This window comes from Actinomycetospora lemnae (assembly GCF_028737315.1).
Taxonomy (GTDB): Bacteria; Actinomycetota; Actinomycetes; order Mycobacteriales; family Pseudonocardiaceae; genus Actinomycetospora; species Actinomycetospora lemnae.
In genome coordinates this window covers 318,425-337,271 of the sequence record NZ_JAQZAO010000006.1, presented here as the reverse complement: position 1 = coordinate 337,271, position 18,847 = coordinate 318,425, and the positions used below count along the sequence as shown (strand labels likewise).

The window sequence follows — 18,847 nt, the reverse complement described above, 5'->3', positions numbered from 1 at the left end:
CACCCGGGCTGTCCGTCGCCCCGGTGAGCCACGATCCAGGAGAGCGCCGCATGAGCACCGAGGCCCCGGGCCACACGCCGCCGTCGTCGGGCGAGCCGGTGGAGATGTTCGGGCCGTACCGCCTCGAGGAGCGCATCGGACGCGGTGGCATGGGCGAGGTCTTCCGCGCCTACGACACCAGCCGCCAGCGCACCGTCGCGGTCAAGCGCCTCCACGGCGGCCTCGCGGACGACGGCGACTACCAGGAGCGCTTCCGCCGCGAGTCCCGCACCGCGGCCCGGCTGTCGTCGCCGCACGTCATCCCGATCCACGACTTCGGCACCATCGACGGCCGCCTCTACATCGACATGCGCCTGGTCTCGGGCGTCGACCTCGCCGAGGAGATCGAGCGCCGCGGCCGCCTCGAGCCCCGCCGCGCCGCCGAGATCGTCCGCCAGACCGCCGACGCCCTCGACGCCGCGCACGACGACGGCCTCATCCACCGGGACGTCAAGCCGTCGAACATCCTCATCACCCAGCACCGCGGGCGCGACTTCGTCTACCTCGTCGACTTCGGCATCGTCCGCGCGATGGGCGGCGACACCAAGAGCTCGCTGACCGGCACCGGCTCGGCCATCGGCACCCTCGCCTACATGGCGCCCGAGCTGTTCGTGGGCCGGGAGATGGACCGCCGGGTCGACGTCTACGCGCTGGGCTGCCTGCTCTTCGAGGCGATCGCCGGGCGCCCGCCGTTCGTGTCCGAGGGCCCGGGCCTCATGTACGACCACCTCAACGAGACGCCCCCGCGCCTCTCCGAGGTCGCGCCGGGCTCGCCGCCCGCGCTCGACGCCGTGCTCGGGACCGCCATGGCCAAGGACCCCGCGCAGCGCTACGCCACCGCGGGCGACTTCGCCGACGCCGCCGTGCGCGCGGTCGGCGGGGAGGCGGGCGGCGGGTCGGCCCCGGGCGCCGAGGACGCGACCGTGCGCGGCGTCCGCGCCGGTGGGCCGGGTGCCGGAGCCATGGGTGCGGCCGGTGCGGCCGGTGCCGCCGGCGCCGCCGGTGCGGCGGGCGCCGCCGCCGGGGCGGGCGGTACCTCGGGGCCGCAGGGCGCCACCCCGACCCAGGTCCCCGGCCCGCGCCGGCACTCGGGTCCGCAGGCCCAGCCGCCCTCCCAGCCGTGGTCACCGCAGGGCCCGTCGCCGTTCGGCGCGCCGCAGGGCTCCGGCCCGCAGCCCGCGCCCGCCGCGTGGGGCCCGACGCAGCCGGGCGGCACCCAGAACTACGGCCAGCCCGGCTACCCGTCCACCCAGGGCTACCCGCCCGGCTACGGCACCGGCCAGTACCCGCCGCCGCCCGGCACGAGCGGACCGCAGGGTTGGTACGGCCAGCCGCCGCAGCCCCCGAAGGGCGGCAAGGGCAAGATCGCCGCGATCGTCGCCGGCGTCCTCGTCCTGCTGCTCGTCGTCGCGGTCGGCGCCGTCGTGCTGCTCAACCAGGGGTCGACGGCGGCCGCCCCGCCCGCGCCGCCCGTCACGACCGGGGCGCAGCCCCCGAGCACGACCGGCTCCGGTGGCAGCGGCGGCTCGGGCGGCGGCTCGGCCCCGGCCGGCCAGGCGACGATGGCCCAGGTCTTCCCGGACACGACCACGGGCAACTGCCGGCCCTCGACCTCGCAGGACCGCCTGACCACCAGCACCGGCGTCGACCCCACCGAGGCCTACATCTGCGACTTCGCCACCGCGGCCCCGGGCGCCCGGGTGATCTTCGCCCGCTGGCCCGACGCCGCCGGCGCGCGGTCGTTCTACGACGACACGGCGAGCCTCGGCCCGCGCATCGAGCAGTTCGACGTGTGGCGCGCGGGCGGGGTCGAGCAGGGCCCGCTCTACACCGCGGAGCGCGACGGCACCGTCTACTCCACCGGCATCTACAGCGGCCTGAACTACAGCTGGGAGATCCGCACCGCCGACCTCGAGCAGTCCAACGCCGTGTTCCAGCGGATCCAGTTCCGGGCCCGGTCGACCTTCGGCGGCTGAGCGACCGAGCCACCGGGCGACCGGGACGGTGACGGTGACGGAGGACCCGCCGGGCGTGGACCGCGCGCCGGGCGCCCCGGGTGAGCTGCTCTCGGGCGGGCACTACCGGCTCGGCGACGCGGTGACCGCCGCGGTCCGGGTCACGCACGACGACTGGGAGGACCGTCCGGTCGTCGCGGTCGCGCTCGCCCCCGACCGGGGCGACGGTCCGCCGGCGCTGCGGACGCTGACCCGGGTCGTGCGCGACGTCCGGCGCGGCGCCGAGCACCCGCATCCCGGGCTGGCGCCGGTCCGCGACGTCGCGGCCGGGCGTGATCGCGACCTGTGGCTCGTCCACGACGTCCCCGCGGGTGCCCGGGGCCTCGCCGACGTCGGCGAGCTGCCCGCCTCGCGGGTGCTGGCCCTCGCGGTGGTGCTGGCCGGGGCGCTCGCCGCGGCCCACACGGCGCGCCTGGTGCACGGCGGGATCGGCCCGGACGTCGTGCTGGTGGGTGGGGAGCCGCCCGCGGTGTGGTTGCTCGGCGCGCCGTCCGGACGCCGTCCCGACGACCGCCCGCGCGCCGAGGACGACGACGCCCGCGCGCTCGCCGCGACCCTCGCCGCCGTGCCCCTGGTACCGGACGCCGCCGCGGCCGACGCGCCGCTCGGCGAGGCCCTGGGCGCGCTGCTGGCGCGCGTGGCGCAGGAGCACCCCGGCCCGCCGGGCGGCCTCGGCGCGGCGCTGCTCCGGGACCTCAGGAGCCTCGCCGGGCTCGCGGAGCCACCGTCCGACCACGACCCCGAGGACACCGATCCCGATCTGTCCTCGCGGCCCACCGACGTCATCCCCACACCCGTCCCCGTGCCGCCCGCACCCGCGCCACGGGGCTCGACCGACCCCACCGAGCCGGTCGCCGCGCCGACCACCGCGCCGGCCACCTCGCCGGCCACCTCGCCGGCCACCTCGCCGGCCACCTCGCCGGACCCCGCGCCGGACCCGGACGCCTCCACGGTCCACCTGTACGAACCCGTCCGCGTGACGCAGACTGCCCCGACCAGCGGTAACGCTCCGGCGTGATCGTCTCGATACTGCGGCCGGGACCGATCGAGGAGGCCACATGACCACCACCGGGCCGATCACCGCGCACCGACCGGCGTCATGGCGATGAGCGCTCCGGCCGCGTCGGCGGGTGCCGGCCGCGGTCCCTGGATCGCGAGCGCGGCCCTCGCCGTCGCGATCGTCGTCGCCGCGGCGCTGGCCGTGCTGACCCTCGTCACGGCACCGAGCTCGTCCGGGAGCTCGACCGAGGTCGCCTCCGCCGTCCCCGCGCCGGCACCGAGCGCCGCCGCGCCGGAGACCCCGCCCGCCCCGGCGGGCGCCCCGGCCGTCACCGACACCGCCGGGCGCGCCCTGCCCGCGGCCGTCGCGACGGGCGTCCAGGGCCTCTACACCGCCCTCGGCACGGGCGACGTCGCCGGCGTCGAGTCCCGCTACCGGCCGGCGGCGGCCTACGACGCGGCGCCGTGGTCGCGGGTGGCGCCCCTGGTCGCGCAGCCCGACAACCGCGAGGAGCTGCTCGCCGCCCTGCGCGAGCCGCCGCAGCGGCGGGCGGACGTCTACCGGTACGCGGCCGGGGGCGCCGTCGTCGGCGTCGACACCCAGGGCCGCATGTCCTTCCTGCGGCTGCCCTGACCGGCCGGGACGTCGCCGGCGACGGCGGGACCACCTACGGTGCGCGCATGGCGTTCGACCCCGTGCGGGCGGGCGCCCCGCCCGGTCCGACGCCGCCGCCGTCGCCGTCGCCGTCGCTCGAGATCCGCGCCGGCGGCCAGCACCGCACCCTGCGCCCCGGCGAGGGCCTGGTCGTCGGGCGCGACGAGTCCTCCGACCTGCAGGTCCTCGGGCCGCGGGTCTCGCGCGAGCACCTGCTGATCCGCTCGACGCCCGCGGGCTGGCAGCTCGTCGACCGCAGCCGCAACGGGTCGTTCGCCGCGGGCCGCCCGTTCCGGGAGATCACGGTGACCGGGCCGGTGACGATCCGGCTCGGCGACGCCGCCGAGGGCCCCGAGCTGCACGCCGCGACGGTCCCGCCGCGTCCCGCGCCGGTGCCCGGTCCCGTGCCGGGAGCCGACCGGTCGGCGACGGCGACGGTGCCCGCCGCGCAGCGGTCGTCGGCGCAGGGCCGTCTGTCCGCGGTGCACCGCCTCGCGACCACCGACCTGCCCCCGAGCGGGCCCGCCGCGGCCGCCCCGCGCGTGCGGATCGGGCGTGCCGACGACAACGACGTCGTCGTCGGAGACCTGCTCGTCTCCCGCCACCACGCCGAGCTCCTCCGACGACCCGACGGCGGCTGGGACATCGCCGACCTCGGCAGCCCCAACGGCACGTTCGTCGACGGCGCCCGGGTGCGCCGCGCGCCGGTGGGCCCGGCGTCCGTCGTCGGCATCGGGCACGCGCTGTTCCACCTCGACGTGGGCCAGGACGGATCCGTCAGCCTCGTCGAGCACGTCGACACCGGCGACATCGGGTTCCGCGCCGACGGTCTCGTCGTCCGCGAGGGCGGGAAGGTGCTGCTGCAGGGTGTCGGGTTCTCGCTCGGGCAGCGGAGCCTGCTGGCGGTGGTGGGGCCGTCGGGGGCCGGGAAGTCGACGCTGCTGCGGGCGCTGACCGGGTTCCGGCCCGCCGACGAGGGCGTGGTCACCTACGCCGACCGCGACCTCTACGCCGACTACGACGAACTGCGCCAGCGCATCGGCCTCGTCCCCCAGGACGACATCCTGCACCCCCAGCTCACCGTGCGGCGCGCGCTCGCCTACGCCGCGCGGCTGCGCTTCCCCACCGACGTGTCCGCCGCCGACCGCGATCGCCGGATCGAGGAGGTCATCGGCGAGCTCGGGCTGACCGGCCAGGCCGACCAGCGCATCGACTCCCTCTCCGGCGGCCAGCGCAAACGCACCTCGGTCGCCCTCGAACTGCTCACCCGCCCCTCCCTGCTCTTCCTCGACGAACCCACCAGCGGCCTCGACCCCGGCCTCGACAAATCGGTCATGCACACCCTGCGCGGCCTCGCCGACGACGGACGCACCGTCGTCGTGGTCACCCACAACGTCGCCAACCTCGACGTCTGCGACCGCCTCCTGCTCCTGGCCCCCGGCGGCACCGTCGCCTACTTCGGACCACCCCAGGAAGCCCTGGCCTACTTCGGCGTCACCGACTTCGCCGACCTGTTCCTGCTCCTCGACCGCGACAAGACCGTCGACTGGGCCGACCGCTACCGCCGCTCCCCGCAGTGGGCCCGCTACGTCGGGGCGCCCGCGTCACGCCGCCACCAGCACCTCGGGCCGACCGCACCGGCCGCCGCGCCGCGCCAGCAGCCCGTGACCACCCAGTTCGCGGTGCTCGCCCGCCGCTACCTCGCGGTCGTGCTCGCCGACCGCCAGTACACGATCTTCATGGCCGTCCTGCCGCTGCTGCTCGCCGTGCTCACCCACGCGCTGCCCGGCGACACCGGCCTGTCGCAGGAAGCGCAGTTCCGCGGCACCCCCGGCAACCCGAACAGCCTGCTGCTCGTCTTCGTGGTCGGCGCCGCGCTCATGGGCTCGGCGGCGGCCATCCGCGAGATCGTCAAGGAACGCGAGATCTACCGCCGCGAGCGCGCCATCGGGCTCTCGCGTGGCGCCTACCTCGCCTCGAAGCTCAGCGTGCTCGTCGTCGTCACCGGCGTGCAGGCCGTCCTGCTCGGGCTGCTGGGCCTGCTCGGCCGGCCGGGTCCGGACGCGCCGGCGGTGCTCGGGTCCGGGGTGCTCGAGATCGTCGTCGCGCTCGTCGGCGTCGCCGTGGCGAGCATGGCGCTCGGGCTGGCCGTGTCCGCGGCGATCACGAACGCCGACCGCGGCATGCCGCTGCTGGTGCTGCTCGCGATGCTGCAGTTCATCCTGTCCAGCGCGCTGCTGCAGATCCAGGACAGCCCGGTGCTCGCGCAGCTGTCCTGGCTGGTGCCGGCACGCTGGGGGTTCGCGCTCGGCGCGTCGACCGTCGCCGTCCCCAGCGGCCCGGGCCTCCCGACGCCGTACCGCGAGCGCGACCCGCTGTGGGACCACGACGCCGCCACCTGGGTGCTCGACCTCGGCGCGCTCGTGGGCCTCACCGTGCTGTTCGCGCTGGTCACGGCCGTGCTGCTGCGCCGCATCGAGCCCATCCGGGGACGTCGGCGACGCTGAGCGGTCCTGCCAGCATTCCCACGGGAACATCGGCGGGTGCCCGCACCGTCAGAGGGTCGACGCACCGATCACCTCGGCGAGGAGACCCCGATGAGCGACCCCGGCACCGCCACCGGCACCACCGACACCACCGGCCCCGACACCTACACCTCCGGCGACGGCACGACCTACGGCGCCGACGGCGGCCTCCTGTCCTTCCCCGCGGGCACGCCGAGCATGACCTCGTGGGACGGCGACCGCGACGGCTACTACGAGTCGACGGCCACCGACGCCGACGGCGACGGCTACGCCGAGACCGCGTCGGCCGATGAGGACGGCGACGGGTACGACGAGTACGCGGTCTCCGACCACGACCGCGACGGCGCCGTCGACGAGGTCGTCCTCGACATCGACGCCGACGGCTACGGCGACGCGGCCGTCACCGACGGCGCGGCCTACGGCGAGGACGGCCCGGTCGCGGTCGCCGACACCGACGGCGACACCTACGCCGACATCGTCATCCCGGCCTCCTGACCGCGCCCGGCGCCCGCCGCGCGCCACTACGATCCCGAGCGTGAGCTCGCCGTGGGAACCGCCGCGCGACGGTCGTGACGGGGTCGAGACCCCCGCGCCGTCGGCCCCCGACCCGCGGGACGCGCCGCACGGGTCACGCCCCGAGCCGTACTCCTCCGGCGCCTTCGAGCCCAGCCCGTACGCGCTCGAGCCCTACTCGGACCCGTACGCCGCCGACCGCGCTGCCGGCCACGACCCGTACGGGCAGGTGCCCCAGCCCTACGGCCGGCAGTACGGGCAGACGCCCTACGGACAGCAGTACGGATCGGCTCCGTACGGACAGAACCCGTACGCGTCGACGCCGCACGCGACGCCGGCGCCGTACCCGTCCGCGCCCCACGGCGGCTACGGCCCGCCCTCCGCGAGCGGGCCGCCGACGTCGGGGCTCGCGGTGGCGGCGCTGGTGTGCGGCATCCTCGGCTTCTTCACCGCGGGCCTCGCCTCCATCGCCGCGGTCATCTGCGGGCACCTCGCCTGGCGAGACACCGGCAGCGGCCGGTACGCGGGCCACGGCATGACGATCGCCGGCCTGGTGCTCGGCTACCTCCCGATCATCGGGTGGATCGCGTTCTGGCTCTTCTTCCTCGTGGTCGGGCTCGGCACGATCTGACGGACGAGCCGCCTGGCACCATCGTCGACCGTGCTCTTCGCGCTGCGGTTCGCCGAGCCGGTCGCGCGCGGCGAGGTCGACCTGACGTTCCGGCGATGGCGGCGCGCCCAGGTCCGTCCCGGGCGGCCCTACCGGACGCCGATCGGCCGGTTGCAGGTCGACGAGGTGGACGTCGTGCGCCCGGAGGACCTCGGCCCGGACGACGCGCGGCGCGCCGGCTTCGACTCCGTCGACGCCCTGCTCGCCGCGGCCGCGAAGCAGGCGGTGCCGGACGCCGAGCTCTACCGCGTGCGCTTCCACCCGCTGGACGAGCCCGACCCGCGCAGCGAGCTCGCCGCCACGGTGCCCGACGCCGACGACCTCGCGGCCGTCGCGGGGCGCCTCGACGCGATGGACGCGCGCAGCGGCCACGGGCCCTGGGCGTGGGCCACGCTCGCGGCGATCGCCGACCGTCCCGGCGTGCGCGCCCCCGACCTCGCTGCCTCCTTCGGCCGCGAGACCGCGCCGTTCAAGGCCGACGTGCGCCGGCTCAAGGCGCTGGGGCTGACGCACTCGCTGCCGGTCGGCTACGAGCTCTCCCCGCGGGGCCGGGCGGTGCTCGCCGCCCGACGCTGACCGCGCTACAGGGCCCGGGCCGGGTGCACCGCCCGCACCACGGCGACCCCGTCGAGCTCGGTGCCCGGCACGCACGGCACGGTCGCCCGCGCCGGCGCGGCCGCGGACACCTCGTCGCCCACCGAGCGCCGCACCGTCGCCTCGCCGGCCCACGCGGTGACGGTGGGCGGGGTGGCCGGGTCGCGGAGGTCGAGCACCGCGTCCCGCGGCACGGCGTCGAGCAGCACGCCCTCGAGCGAGGACGCGGGCACCTCGCCGAGGCGGTGGGTCGCCGGGGTGCGCGTGGGGCCGAAGAGCCGCCGGCGCCGGATCGCGCGCACGGTCCCCGTGCCCGCCGAGAGCACCAGCGCGCGGTAGTCGTCGCCCAGGCGCTCGCGCAGGTGCGCGCCGAGGGTCTGCTCGCGGACGACGACGTGGTCGGCGTGGGCCCAGAGGACGAGGCGACCGTCCTCCTCCATCGCCTCGAGCACCGCGTCGGCCATCAGCCTCGCGGCGACGGCGTCGGCGCGTCCGGGCGGGGCGGCAGCGAGCTCCGCGGCGCGCGCGAGGAACCGGGCGTGGCGCACCGCCTCCGCGTGCCGGGCGGGCGACGTGGCCGCGACCAGCGCGGGCACGTCGCGCTCGAGCTGCTCGCGCACCTGCTCGACCGCCGCGCGTGTGGCGGCGCCGTCGCCGTACCCCACCGCGAGGTCGGCGAGCGCGTCGGCCACCGGCGGCAGCGCGTCCGGCGCCGCGGTGCGCAGGAAGGCGCCGACGACCCGGACGGCGGGCGCGGGGCGGCGCGGGTCGATGCCGACGACGCGCACCCCGCCGCGGGCGGCGAGCGCGCGGACGACGTCGAGCACCTCGCGGGTGTGCCAGCTCCACGAGCCCAGGCCCTGCAGCGCCTCGTTGAGGCCGCCGGCGTGGCCGGTGCCGTGGCGGACGTGGTCGTCGAGCACCGTCGTCCCGGACTCGGCGGCCTGCAGTGCGAGCGTGCCGATGCCGTCCTCCGGGTCGCCGACCAGCTCCTCGACGCACCGACCGGCCAGCGCCGCGAGCTCGCGCGTCCCGCCGAGGGCCGGGCCGAGCGCGACCACCCGCGCCGTGCGGGCGGCCCGCACCCACGCGGCGAGGCCCTCCTCGGCGGGCTCACCGTCGGGCAGGTCGTCGGGCACCCCGAGCGGCCGGGCATGGGCCGCGAGGGCGCGGGACAGCTCGGTCGACGGAGCGCTCACGCCGAGCACCCTGGCAGGTGGCGATCACGCCGGGGCGTCGGGGCCCGTCGGGGCTCGACAGCCGCGGGCCGGCGACGGAGGGTGCAGGGGTGACGACCACGGACAGCCCGCCCGACGCGCCGGACGCCTCAGCCCTGGCGCGGCGCGTCGAGGAGTTCCTCGCCGAGCACGACCCCACGAGCACCGACCCCGCCCAGTTCCTCCGCGAGCGGTTCGCCGCCGGCCTCGCCTGGGTGCACTACCCGGCGGGGCTCGGCGGCCTCGGCGCCGAGAACGGCCTGCAGGCCGCCGTCGACGCCGCCTTCGCCCGCGCGGGCGCGCCGGAGAACAGGCCCCGCCTCAACGTCATCGGCCTCGGCATGGCCGCGCCGACGATCCTGCGCTTCGGCGACGACGAGCAGAAGCAGCGCTGGCTGCCCTCGCTGTGGACCGGCGAGGACATCTGGTGCCAGCTGTTCAGCGAGCCCGGCGCGGGGTCCGACCTCGCGGGCGTCGGCACCAGCGCCGTGTGGGACGGCGACGCGTGGGTGCTCAACGGGCAGAAGGTGTGGACCTCGATGGCCCACCACGCCCGCTGGGGCATCCTCCTCGCCCGCACCGACCCCGAGGCCGTCAAGCACCGCGGCCTGAGCTACTTCGTCGTCGACATGACCGCGCCCGGGGTCGAGGTCCGCGGGCTGCGCCAGATCACCGGCGAGGCCGAGTTCAACGAGGTCTTCCTGACCGACGTCCGCGTCCCCGACGACCAGCGCCTCGGCGAGGTGGGCCAGGGCTGGGCTGTCGCGCAGTACACGCTGATGAACGAGCGCGTCGCCATCGGCGGCGGGACGCTGCCGCGCGAGAGCGGCGCCGTCGGCCCCCTCGCGGCCCGTTGGCGTGAGCACCCCGAGGCCCGCACGCCCGGCCTGCACGACCGGATGCTGCGCCTGTGGGTGCAGACCGAGGCGGCGCGCCTGACCGCCGAGCGCCTCGGCCAGCAGCAGGCCGCCGGCCAGCCCGGCCCCGAGGGCTCCGGCGTGAAGATCACCTACGCGCGGCTCAACCAGGAGTGCTCGAGCCTCGAGCTGGAGCTGCAGGGCGAGGACGGCCTGCGCTACCCCGACTACACCGAGCGGCGCCCCGAGGTCGAGGACTACGGCAGCCGCGACGCCGGCTGGCGCTACCTGCGCTTCCGCGCCAACTCGATCGAGGGCGGCACGTCCGAGATCCTCCGCAACGTCGTCGCCGAGCGCGTGCTCGGCCTGCCCGCCGAGGCCCGCGCCGACAAGGACGTGCCGTGGAAGGACCTGCCCCGATGAGCGCTGCCGCCACGACCCCGACGACCCCCGAGACCGGCGACCTCCTCTACTCCGACGTCGAGGAGGACCTGCGCGCGAGCGTCCGCGCGCTCGTCGAGAAGCAGGCGCCGTGGGACGCGGTGCTGCGGCGCACCGACACCGAGGACCCGGTCGACACCGAGCTCTGGAAGCGGCTCACCCAGGAGATCGGCGTCGCCGGCCTCGCGGTGCCCGAGGAGCGCGGCGGCGCGGGCGCGTCGTGGCGCGAGGTCGCCGTCGTCGCCGAGGAGCTCGGCCGCGCGGTCGCGCCCGTCCCGTTCCTCGGCAGCGTCGTGGCCACGGCGCTGCTGCTGGGCACGGGCGAGGACGAGCTGCTCGCGGCCGTCGCGGCCGGCGAGCGCACCGCGGCGCTCGCGGTCGGCGCCACCCGCGGCGCGGGCCGGCCGGTGCCGGTCACCGTCGAGCGGCAGGGCGCGGGTGACCTGCTGCAGGGCACCGTCACCGCCGTGATCGACGCGGTGACCGCCGACGTGCTGCTCGTGCCCGTCGAGGGCGGGGTGGCCGTGGTCGAGGCCGACGGCGACGGCGTCACGCGCACGACCGTCGAGTCGCTGGACATGACCCGCCGGCTGACCGACGTGACGTTCGACGGGGCGCCCGCGCGCATCGTCACCGGCGGCGACGTGGCCGGTGCCGACGTCGACGGGGCGCTGCGCATCGGCGCGGCGATCCTCGCCTCCGAGCAGCTCGGGCTCGCCGAGCGCTGCCTCGCCGACACCGTCTCCTACCTGCGCACCCGCCACCAGTTCGGCCGGCAGCTGGCGTCCTACCAGGCGCTCAAGCACCGGCTCGCCGACCTGTGGGTGGCGATCACCCAGGCCCGCGCGACCGCCCGCTACGCCGCTCGGTGCGCGGCCGACGGGTCACCGGACCTGCCGGTGGCGACGGCCGTCGCGGCGGCGCACGGCGCCGAGGTCGCGCTGCTCGCGGCCGAGGACGGGCTGCAGCTGCACGGCGGCATCGGGTTCACGTGGGAGCACCCGGCGCACCTGTTCCTCAAGCGCGCCCGCGCCGACGCGCTGGTCCTCGGCTCGGCCGACCACCACCGCACGGTGCTGGCCGAGCTCGTGGACCTGCCGGCCTAGATCGGGGCAGCTCCCCTCGGGGTGTGCGGGGTGCCCGCCTCCACGACCCCCTCGGGGGCCATCGCGGAGAGGTACACCCACACCAGCTCCGCGGCCACGTCGGTCGCGGACACCACGGCGTCCCGCGCGGCGCCGGCGAGCGCGCGCATCGTCGCCTCGTCGGCGTCGGCGGGGACGTGCCCCCGCACGAACACCGAGCCCGTCGGCGCCAGACGGCCGCCGATGAAGTGGTCGCGGCCCTGGACGTCCTCGATGAGGATCTGGACGAGCCCGGGCGGGGTGCCGGTGGTGTCGGCGTGCGCGGTGGTGAGGTGCTCGGCGAGACGTGCTCGACGTCCGGGCCCGAGGGTCTCGGTGCGGGCGCGGACGAGGTAGGTCGGCACGTGGTGGCTCCCGGGGGTCGGCGGCGACGCGAGAAGCTTGGTCAACCGAACGGCCACCGTCCAGAGGCGGCGCCCGAGACTGTCCGGGAGCACCCCGCGCCGGGCAGACTGCAGCGATGGCGGGTCGGCGGGGTCTGCGGTGGCTCCTGCGCCGCGACCCGGGGCTCACGGCGACGCGACGCGCGGTGCGGGTCGCCGTCGTCGCCACGGTCGCGTTCATGGTGTGCCGCTACGGCCTCGACAGCACGACGGCCGCGATCTACGCGGCGTTCGGGGCGATCGGGTTCGGGGTGCTCTCGCAGGTCGTCGGCACCCCGCGCGAACGCACCCGCACCCTGGTCGCGAGCTTCGTCGCCGGCACCGTGCTGCTCGCCGTGGGGACGCTGCTCGCCGGCAGCACGATCGCGGCGTCGGTCGGGATGCTCGTCGTCGGGATCGTGGTCGCGTTCCTGCCGATCGGCGGCGCGCGGCCCGCGGGCGTCGCCAACGGCCTGCAGCTGCTCTACATCCTGCCGTCGTTCCCGCCCTTCGCCCCGGAGACGCTGCCCGAGCGCGTGCTCGGCCTCGCGCTGGGCATGGGGCTGCTCGCGCTCGCCGACCGCGTGCTCTGGCCGCCCCGGCCGATCGAGAGCTACGCGTGCCGTGCGGCCGCCGCGGCGCGGGCCCTCGCCGACCTGCTCGACGCGCTCGCCACCGGCGCGCCCGACGTCGCCGCCCGCCGCGCCGCGTCCGCGCACGCCGTCGGGCGGCTGAAGTTCCTCGCCACCCCGTGGGAGGTGCGCCCGACCGGTCCGGGGCCGAAGGACCGGGGTCTCGGGCACCTCGGTGCCGCGCTGCGGGCGGCGCAAGGCCGCGCCGAGGTGCTGCTGGCCGCCGACGCGCGGGGCGTCGGCGTGCCCGACGAGGCCACGCGCCCGCTGGCGGCGACCGCGACGGCGCTGCGCCACACCGCCGTCGCCCTGCGCGGGGCGGGCCCGGTGCCCGACGCCGCGGCGATCGACGCGGCGCGGGCCGACTACACCGAGCGCCGGCTCACCGTCGTCGCCACCCTGCTCGACGGCGACGAGGCCGTGGCGCACGCGCGCTCGGCGGTGGCGGTCGGCCAGGTCCTCACCGCCGCGCACGTCGCCGTGCAGGCCGCCGCGGTGGCCGTCGACCCGAAGGGTCGGACGCGGGCCCTCGACGACCTCGCGTGGTGGACGAGCGCGCCCCTCGTCGAGCTCTGGACGCGACGCATCCGCGTGCACCTGTCGCTGCGCTCGGTGTACCTGCAGAACGCCGTGCGGCTCGGGATCGGCCTGGCGATCGCCCGCCTCGTCGCCGGGGGGCTCGAGCTCTCGCACGGCCTGTGGGTGCTGCTCGCGACGCTCACGCTCATGCGCACGTCGGTGACCTCGACGCGCGCCACGCTGCTGCCCGCGATCGTCGGCACGGCCGCCGGGGCGGTGGTGGCGGCCGGGCTGCTCGAGGTGGTCGGGACGCAGACGGCGGTGTACGCGGCGCTCTTCCCGGTCCTGTGCGTCGCCTCCGTGCTCGCGGGCCAGCTGATCGGGATGATCGCGGCGCAGGCGTGCTTCACCGTGCTCGTCGCCGTGCTGTTCGCCCAGCTCGCGCCGGCGGGCCCGTCGCTGGCGGGGGTGCGGCTGCTCGACGTCGCGGTCGGCGCGGTGGTCGGGATCGCCGTCGGCGCCGCGGTGTGGCCCGCGGGCGGTCACGGGGAGGTCCGCCGGGACGCGGTCCGCTCGCTGCACGCCCTGTCGGGGCTGATCACCGCGATGGTGGCGTGGACGACCGGCACCGGCCGGCGCGCCGACCTCCTCGAGCGCCTGCACGAGAACGACCGCGAGCTGCTGTTCCTCGAGGCCGACTTCCTGCAGTACCGCGCCGAGCGCCGTCGGCGCCACGAGGACGACGTCGACTGGTTCACCGTCCTCGGCGTCGCGCACCGCACCATCCGCACCGTCCGCTCGGCCCTCGACGACGACACCGACGACCGCACCGTCCCGTGGCCCGACCTCCTCGCGCAGCTCGACCGCGACGCGACCGCCCTCGCCGAGGGCTACGCCGCGGTCGGGCGCGCGGTGGCCGAGGGCCGGCCCCCGTCGGTGGTCCTCTCGATCCCCGCCGACTTCCTCGACCGCGCCCTGCACGCCATCGCCGACGCGCCCGGCCGCCGCGAGCACCCGCGGGAGACGCTGCTGCTCGTCGACGCCTGGGGTCGGCTCGGCTGGTCGGCCGACGACCTCGCGGCGCTCGGGGTCGTGCTCGCCCCGGTCACCGTCGCGGGCCGCCGGCCGCTCCCGGCGTGAGGGTCAGGCGGCCCGGCCGGCCTGCTCACCGGTCTGCTCGGTCTGCTCGGTCTGCTCGGTCTGCTCGGCCTGCTCACCCTCCGCGGCCCGGTCGTCCTCCGCGTCGAGGCGGGCGCGACGCTGCTGCTCGCGGGTGCTGTACGCGGCGGCGCGCACGTCCTCGGGCGCGGTGAGCCCCGAGCCGACGGCGCCGGCGACGATCCCCATCGAGGTCGCCATCGACGCCACCGCCAGGTAGGCCGCGGGTCCGGCGGGGTGGCCGAGGGTCGCGGCGAGCGTGTCGGGCGGGATGACGACCACCGCCGCCGTCCCCGCGAGCGCCAGCAGCAGCGCGTAGCAGCACACGACGCCGAGCACGATCGTCGACGTCGTCGCCGCGTTGTAGAGGTGCACCTCGGCGCGCAGCCGCCGCGACCGGGCGCGCTCCCAGAGGTGGTTGTCGGCGATCAGCCAGGTGCTCATCGCCGCGACCGCGAGCACGGCGATCAGCGCGAGGCGCCACGGGCCGGCGTCGCCGGCGAGGCTCCAGATGTTCGAGTAGAAGATGCCGAACGCGGCACCGGCAGCCGCCGCGGCCAGTGCCGTCGAGAGGCTGGGCACGAGACGCCACGGCCGGTTGCTGCGGACCATGCCCGCGAGCAGGCGCAACCGTCCCCGCGTGCCGTGCAGCGCGAGGTGGCTGTCGATGCCCTCGTGCTCCGAGGCGATCCGGCAGATCGGCGGCCCGAAGAGGCCCCGACGGGTCGGACCGGCCGCGGGCGGCGTGGCGGGGTCGGCGAGGCCGTGGTCGAGGAGGTCCACCACCGCGGCGCGCAGCCGCCGGCGCAGCGCGACCGCGCCGAGCGCGGGCACCGACACCAGGCCGACCCCGTCGTCGGACCCGAAGTCGGAGACGAGCGGCTCGGTCCCGGCCCGCCGCGGCAGGTCGGTGACGATGACGACGATGTCCCAGCCGTGCCGGCGCTGCTGCTCGCAGCCCAGGCGCAGCATCGGCAGGAGGCCCTCGGCGTCGAGGCCGACCGGGCCCTCGGCGGTCTCGACGCGCCAGGTGCGGCCGGGCAGGCGGTCGGCGAGCAGGGCGGGGAGGTCGTCCGCGACCTGCTCGGCGAGCTTGGTCGGCAGGCCGGGGTCGGCGAGCAGGCCGACGGTGCGGACGGGGCTGTCGGGGGTGGTCGTGTCGGGGGTGGTCGTGTCGGGGGTGGTCGTGTCGGGGGTCTCGTCGTGGCGAGGCACCGTGGAGGTCACTGGCGTCTCCTGGCGCGGAGAGGAGAGCGCGCGCACGGACGCGGACACCCGTGTCCTGGGGACACGGTGGGGAAGCCTCGGCCGTCGTCGCGTTCTCGGGAGTGATGACGTCCCGCCACCATCTCGACGGGCCGAGGGAAGCAGAGCTTCCGATCTCACCGTCGGCGTGCCCACCGCGGGCGCCGTTCAATCACGCCCGCCGGCGACGCGTCGCGACCGTGCCGGAGGCCACACCGAAGCCGCCACGAGCCCGTCAGAGGGGGACCCGGGGCCGGCCGCCGGGTCGTGGTCGTTGCTCGGGGTCGATGACGTCCGGCGGGGTGAACCAGGGGATGCCGTCCCGGACCGCGACGGTCCACCGGCCGCGGTGGAGCAGCTGGTGGTGGTACCGGCACAGCAGCACCATGTTGTCCAGGGCGGTGGCGCCACCGTCGAACCAGTGGTGGATGTGGTGGGCGTGGCAGCGCCGTGGGCGTCTCGCGCAGCCCGGGAAGGCGCACCCGCCGTCGCGCAGGTGCAGCGCGCGGCGGATGGCGTCGGGGGCGGTGCGGGCGGCCCGCCCGACGTCGAGGGGCTCCGACCGGGTGCCCAGCACCAGCGGGACGACCTCGGCGTCGCACGCCCACCGCCGCAGCGTGCCCGCCGCGACCCGCGCGCCGGAGTCCAACGTGCCCCCGCCCCCGCCCTCGCCGAGGGCCGCGCAGAGCCACCGGTGGTCCATCGTGATCGTCAGCAGGGCCCGACCCGGCCGCGCCACCCCGCCGCGCTCCGTCCCCACCGGCGCGCGTCCCGGGATCGGGAGGCGGCGCGGCTCGGGGATCAGGGCAACCTGCGCCTCGTCGTCGGCAGCGTGCTCGACCTCGTCCTCAGCCGTGTCCGCAAGGTCCTCGCCGCCGTCGACGCCGTCGCGGGCGTCGGCCGCGATGCCGCGCGGCCGGCGGGCGTCGCCCACGAGGTCCTTGAGCGCGTCGGCGCGGCGCAGCGACTGCTCGCGCTCGTCGTCGGGCCCGCACGGCTCCGCCAGTGTGTCGATCACCTCGACGAACGCCTCACCGTCCACCGGGTCCGACAGCCGACCGCGGAACACCACCGCACCGTCCTTCCGGCGCACGACCAGCAGCTCGTCGTCGCGACCCAGCCCTTCCTCCGGCGGTTCCTCACCGTCCGGGTCCAGGTGGGCCAGCAGCTGATCGGCGACGGCCTGCAACCCCCTCGGCCCGAGCTCGGTCGCCCTCGCCGCGAGCGTCTGCTCGGCCTCCGCCCACCGCGACGGCGGCAGGTCGTCCACCCGGTCCAGCCGCGTCATCGTCGTCCTGATGATCGCGATGTGCGCCGGCCCGATCTCCCCCGACGCCGCGACCGTCGCCGTGCACGGCAGCCGCGGGGGCAGCTCCTCCCCCAGCAGCGAGGCCCGCGGGCACAGGTCGCGGGCCTCGCGCACCAACCGCGTCGCCTCCGCCGGGGCCACGCGCCACAGCTCCTGCACCAGGCGCTCCGTCCCGCGGTCCCCGGTCTCGGCCGCGGCGTCGATGCGCTCCAGCTCGGCGACCCGCTCCAGACGCTCGTGGTAGCCCCGCCGGTGAGCGAGCTCGGCGGCGCGGGCGCGCTCCAACGCCTGCCGCGTCGCCACCCCCACCTCGTCGCTCATGTGTTCGAACGTAGACCCGACCCCCGACAGTGCGGCTCGGCCCGAGACGGTCTCAGCGGATGGGTACGTGTGAGCGGCGCCACTCGGTGGGCACCCGACCGTGTCCCCGAGAAGGACCGAGGAGGGTCTCTTCATGGCCGACAGCGTCTACCGGGTCACCGAGGTCATCGGCACCAGCACCGAGTCCTGGGAGAAGGCGGCGCAGAACGCGATCGCCACCGCCGCGGAGTCCGTGCGCGACCTGCGCATCGCCGAGATCAAGAAGTCCGATCTCGTCGTCGAGAACGGGCAGGTCTCGTCCTACCGCGTGCGGATGGATCTCTCGTTCAAGTTCGACTCCACCGCCTGACCCCCGGCGCACCGACGGCCCGCCGACCTCCGGGTCGGCGGGCCGTCGTGTGTCCGGCCGTCAGAGCGACGGGGACTGCTCCGGCAGGCAGATCACCGCGTCGTAGCCGGCCGCGACGTCCACGGGGATGTGGGTCGTCGCATGCCGGATCGAGCCCGGACCTTCTCCCCCACGCGCCGCGCGCAGGTCGAGCAGCACCGGGTCCGCGCCGAGCCCCGCGTCCAGCACCGCCCGCTCGACGCTGTCGGGCGCCGGGTCGGGCAGCGGGTCGGTGGACAGCGCGATGCCGTGGCGGGCGGTGTCGTCGAGGGCCAGCCCGGTGGTCGTACCGGCGAGCGCGGTGATCCCGAGGACCGCGTAGTCGTCGCCGAGCTCGGCAGCGAGCAGCGTCCCGGCCGACGGCGCGGCCACCCCGGGCAGGAACGCGAACGGCACCCGCTGCGCGTGCCCGTCGTGCAGGAGCACGACGATCCGGCGGTCGGGGTGCTCGGCGAGCAGGTGGCGCACCGTCTCGGCCATGTGGACGTCGCGCGACGACACGACGCGCGCCGGCGGGTCCGGCGCGAAGAGCACCGCGAACTCGCGCAGCTGCTCGTCGAGCCGCAGCGCCCCGCGGGCCAGGTGCCGGGCCTCGCGGTGGTCGGCGCCCAGCGCCTCGACGCGCAGCAGCAGCCGCGCCAGGGCGGCGGTGGCGGCGTCCTGCGTCGCGGCGTCCAGCGCGGACCAGCGACCCGGCGCGACGCCGTTGTTCGCCGACACGTACGGGGCCGTGGCCTCGAGCGCCCGGTCGACGGCGTCCGAGACCTGAGGCAGCGCCGCCCGCAACCGCCGCAGCGCCGGCGCCGGCGACCCGCCCGACCCCGGGACGTCGAGCCCCGCGAACCGCACGGCGCCCCCGGCGGCGACGTGCTCCCGCAGCCCCGCGACCAGCGCCGCGGTCTCCGGGTGGTCGCCCGCCCGGAAGGTGAAGCCGTCCCGCGCGACGTCGTCCCACGACCCGTCCCCGCCCTGCACCCACGCGTCGACCAGCGCGCCCTCGGCGAAGCCCGACTCCAGCGCGACGACACCGAACCCCCGCTCGCGCACGAGGAACCGCACGAGCTGCTCGCGCAGCACCCCGAACTCACGGATGCCGTGGTTGTTCTCGCCGAGCGCGACGACCCGCGCGTCGCCCACCACCGCGTCGACGGCGTCGTGGAGCGCGGCGGGGTCGGCGACCGGTCGGTGCCGGACCGTCGCGGGCAGGGTCACGGGCGCATGGTCCGACCCGGACGGCGGTGCC

16 protein-coding genes are annotated in these 18,847 nt (G+C 77.0%); 11 read left to right on the top strand and 5 right to left on the bottom strand.

Annotated elements, in window-relative coordinates; translation table 11 throughout:
- The first annotated feature begins 50 nt into the window (after positions 1 to 50).
- The 7 genes from PGB27_RS16125 to PGB27_RS16095 all read left to right on the top strand — a co-directional run bounded on the left by PGB27_RS16125 (position 51) and on the right by PGB27_RS16095 (position 7,992).
- On the top strand, positions 51 to 2,015 hold the full coding sequence (locus PGB27_RS16125) for a serine/threonine-protein kinase (RefSeq protein WP_274201391.1): 1,965 nt from the start codon (positions 51 to 53) through the stop codon (positions 2,013 to 2,015).
- A 28-nt stretch (positions 2,016 to 2,043) separates the two neighbouring features.
- Positions 2,044 to 3,072, top strand: a complete 1,029-nt coding sequence (locus tag PGB27_RS16120) for a serine/threonine-protein kinase (protein WP_274201390.1) — start codon at positions 2,044 to 2,046, stop codon at positions 3,070 to 3,072.
- Positions 3,073 to 3,159: 87 nt separating this feature from the next.
- Positions 3,160 to 3,687, top strand: coding sequence for a hypothetical protein (locus PGB27_RS16115; RefSeq protein WP_274201389.1), 528 nt, complete (start codon positions 3,160 to 3,162; stop codon positions 3,685 to 3,687).
- Between the two features lie 47 nt (positions 3,688 to 3,734).
- Positions 3,735 to 6,215 (top strand): ATP-binding cassette domain-containing protein, encoded by a 2,481-nt coding sequence (locus tag PGB27_RS16110; RefSeq protein ID WP_274201388.1) that lies wholly within the window; start codon positions 3,735 to 3,737, stop codon positions 6,213 to 6,215.
- A gap of 90 nt (positions 6,216 to 6,305) precedes the next feature.
- Positions 6,306 to 6,728 carry a hypothetical protein gene (locus tag PGB27_RS16105; protein ID WP_274201387.1) on the top strand — a complete coding sequence of 141 codons (423 nt, stop codon included), beginning with the start codon at positions 6,306 to 6,308 and terminating at the stop codon, positions 6,726 to 6,728.
- 40 nt (positions 6,729 to 6,768) lie between these two features.
- Complete coding sequence (locus tag PGB27_RS16100) at positions 6,769 to 7,377, top strand: DUF4190 domain-containing protein (RefSeq protein WP_274201386.1); 609 nt, start codon at positions 6,769 to 6,771, stop codon at positions 7,375 to 7,377.
- Positions 7,378 to 7,407: 30 nt separating this feature from the next.
- A complete protein-coding gene (locus PGB27_RS16095; protein WP_274201385.1) occupies positions 7,408 to 7,992 on the top strand; it encodes an ASCH domain-containing protein in 585 nt (194 codons plus the stop codon).
- Positions 7,993 to 7,997: 5 nt separating this feature from the next.
- Here the strand turns inward: PGB27_RS16095 and PGB27_RS16090 are convergent, their stop codons facing one another.
- Positions 7,998 to 9,209, bottom strand: a complete 1,212-nt coding sequence (locus PGB27_RS16090) for an erythromycin esterase family protein (RefSeq protein WP_274201384.1) — start codon at positions 9,207 to 9,209, stop codon at positions 7,998 to 8,000.
- Between the two features lie 89 nt (positions 9,210 to 9,298).
- Here PGB27_RS16090 and PGB27_RS16085 point away from each other — a divergent pair, with 89 nt between their 5' ends.
- Together PGB27_RS16085 and PGB27_RS16080 are read left to right on the top strand one after the other, a co-directional pair.
- The gene (locus PGB27_RS16085; protein WP_408630077.1) at positions 9,299 to 10,507 is read left to right on the top strand and encodes an acyl-CoA dehydrogenase family protein; all 1,209 of its coding nucleotides are present in this window, start codon (positions 9,299 to 9,301) and stop codon (positions 10,505 to 10,507) included.
- Positions 10,504 to 11,631, top strand: coding sequence for an acyl-CoA dehydrogenase family protein (locus PGB27_RS16080; RefSeq protein ID WP_274201383.1), 1,128 nt, complete (start codon positions 10,504 to 10,506; stop codon positions 11,629 to 11,631). Before PGB27_RS16085 ends, PGB27_RS16080 begins: the two co-directional genes overlap by 4 nt.
- Here the strand turns inward: PGB27_RS16080 and PGB27_RS16075 are convergent.
- Positions 11,628 to 12,059 carry a tautomerase family protein gene (locus tag PGB27_RS16075; protein WP_274201382.1) on the bottom strand — a complete coding sequence of 144 codons (432 nt, stop codon included), beginning with the start codon at positions 12,057 to 12,059 and terminating at the stop codon, positions 11,628 to 11,630. The genes PGB27_RS16080 and PGB27_RS16075 overlap by 4 nt on opposite strands.
- Before the next feature lie 71 nt (positions 12,060 to 12,130).
- Between PGB27_RS16075 and PGB27_RS16070 the strand changes: the two genes are divergently transcribed.
- On the top strand, positions 12,131 to 14,323 hold the full coding sequence (locus PGB27_RS16070) for an FUSC family protein (protein ID WP_274201381.1): 2,193 nt from the start codon (positions 12,131 to 12,133) through the stop codon (positions 14,321 to 14,323).
- Positions 14,324 to 14,326: 3 nt separating this feature from the next.
- On the opposite strand, the gene PGB27_RS16065 is transcribed toward PGB27_RS16070, so the two are convergent.
- Entirely contained in the window at positions 14,327 to 15,568 is a 1,242-nt protein-coding gene (locus PGB27_RS16065; RefSeq protein WP_274201380.1) for a hypothetical protein, read from the bottom strand.
- 253 nt (positions 15,569 to 15,821) lie between these two features.
- On the bottom strand, positions 15,822 to 17,216 hold the full coding sequence (locus PGB27_RS16060) for an HNH endonuclease signature motif containing protein (protein ID WP_274201379.1): 1,395 nt from the start codon (positions 17,214 to 17,216) through the stop codon (positions 15,822 to 15,824).
- Between the two features lie 133 nt (positions 17,217 to 17,349).
- Between PGB27_RS16060 and PGB27_RS16055 the strand changes: the two genes are divergently transcribed.
- A complete protein-coding gene (locus PGB27_RS16055) occupies positions 17,350 to 17,565 on the top strand; it encodes a dodecin family protein (RefSeq protein ID WP_274201378.1) in 216 nt (71 codons plus the stop codon).
- A 60-nt stretch (positions 17,566 to 17,625) separates the two neighbouring features.
- Here the strand turns inward: PGB27_RS16055 and PGB27_RS16050 are convergent, their stop codons facing one another.
- Positions 17,626 to 18,816 carry an erythromycin esterase family protein gene (locus tag PGB27_RS16050; protein ID WP_274201377.1) on the bottom strand — a complete coding sequence of 397 codons (1,191 nt, stop codon included), beginning with the start codon at positions 18,814 to 18,816 and terminating at the stop codon, positions 17,626 to 17,628.
- Between the last annotated feature and the right edge of the window lie 31 nt (positions 18,817 to 18,847).

Excerpts from the sequence above, each read along its gene's own strand:
- PGB27_RS16125 (WP_274201391.1), top strand. The coding sequence starts at position 51 with ATGAGCACCGAGGCCCCGGGCCACACGCCGCCGTCGTCGGGCGAGCCG.
- PGB27_RS16115 (WP_274201389.1), top strand. The coding sequence starts at position 3,160 with ATGAGCGCTCCGGCCGCGTCGGCGGGTGCCGGCCGCGGTCCCTGGATC.
- PGB27_RS16110 (WP_274201388.1), top strand. The coding sequence starts at position 3,735 with ATGGCGTTCGACCCCGTGCGGGCGGGCGCCCCGCCCGGTCCGACGCCG.
- PGB27_RS16105 (WP_274201387.1), top strand. The coding sequence starts at position 6,306 with ATGAGCGACCCCGGCACCGCCACCGGCACCACCGACACCACCGGCCCC.
- PGB27_RS16080 (WP_274201383.1), top strand. The coding sequence starts at position 10,504 with ATGAGCGCTGCCGCCACGACCCCGACGACCCCCGAGACCGGCGACCTC.
- PGB27_RS16070 (WP_274201381.1), top strand. The coding sequence starts at position 12,131 with ATGGCGGGTCGGCGGGGTCTGCGGTGGCTCCTGCGCCGCGACCCGGGG.
- PGB27_RS16060 (WP_274201379.1), bottom strand. The coding sequence starts at position 17,216 with ATGAGCGACGAGGTGGGGGTGGCGACGCGGCAGGCGTTGGAGCGCGCC.
- PGB27_RS16055 (WP_274201378.1), top strand. The coding sequence starts at position 17,350 with ATGGCCGACAGCGTCTACCGGGTCACCGAGGTCATCGGCACCAGCACC.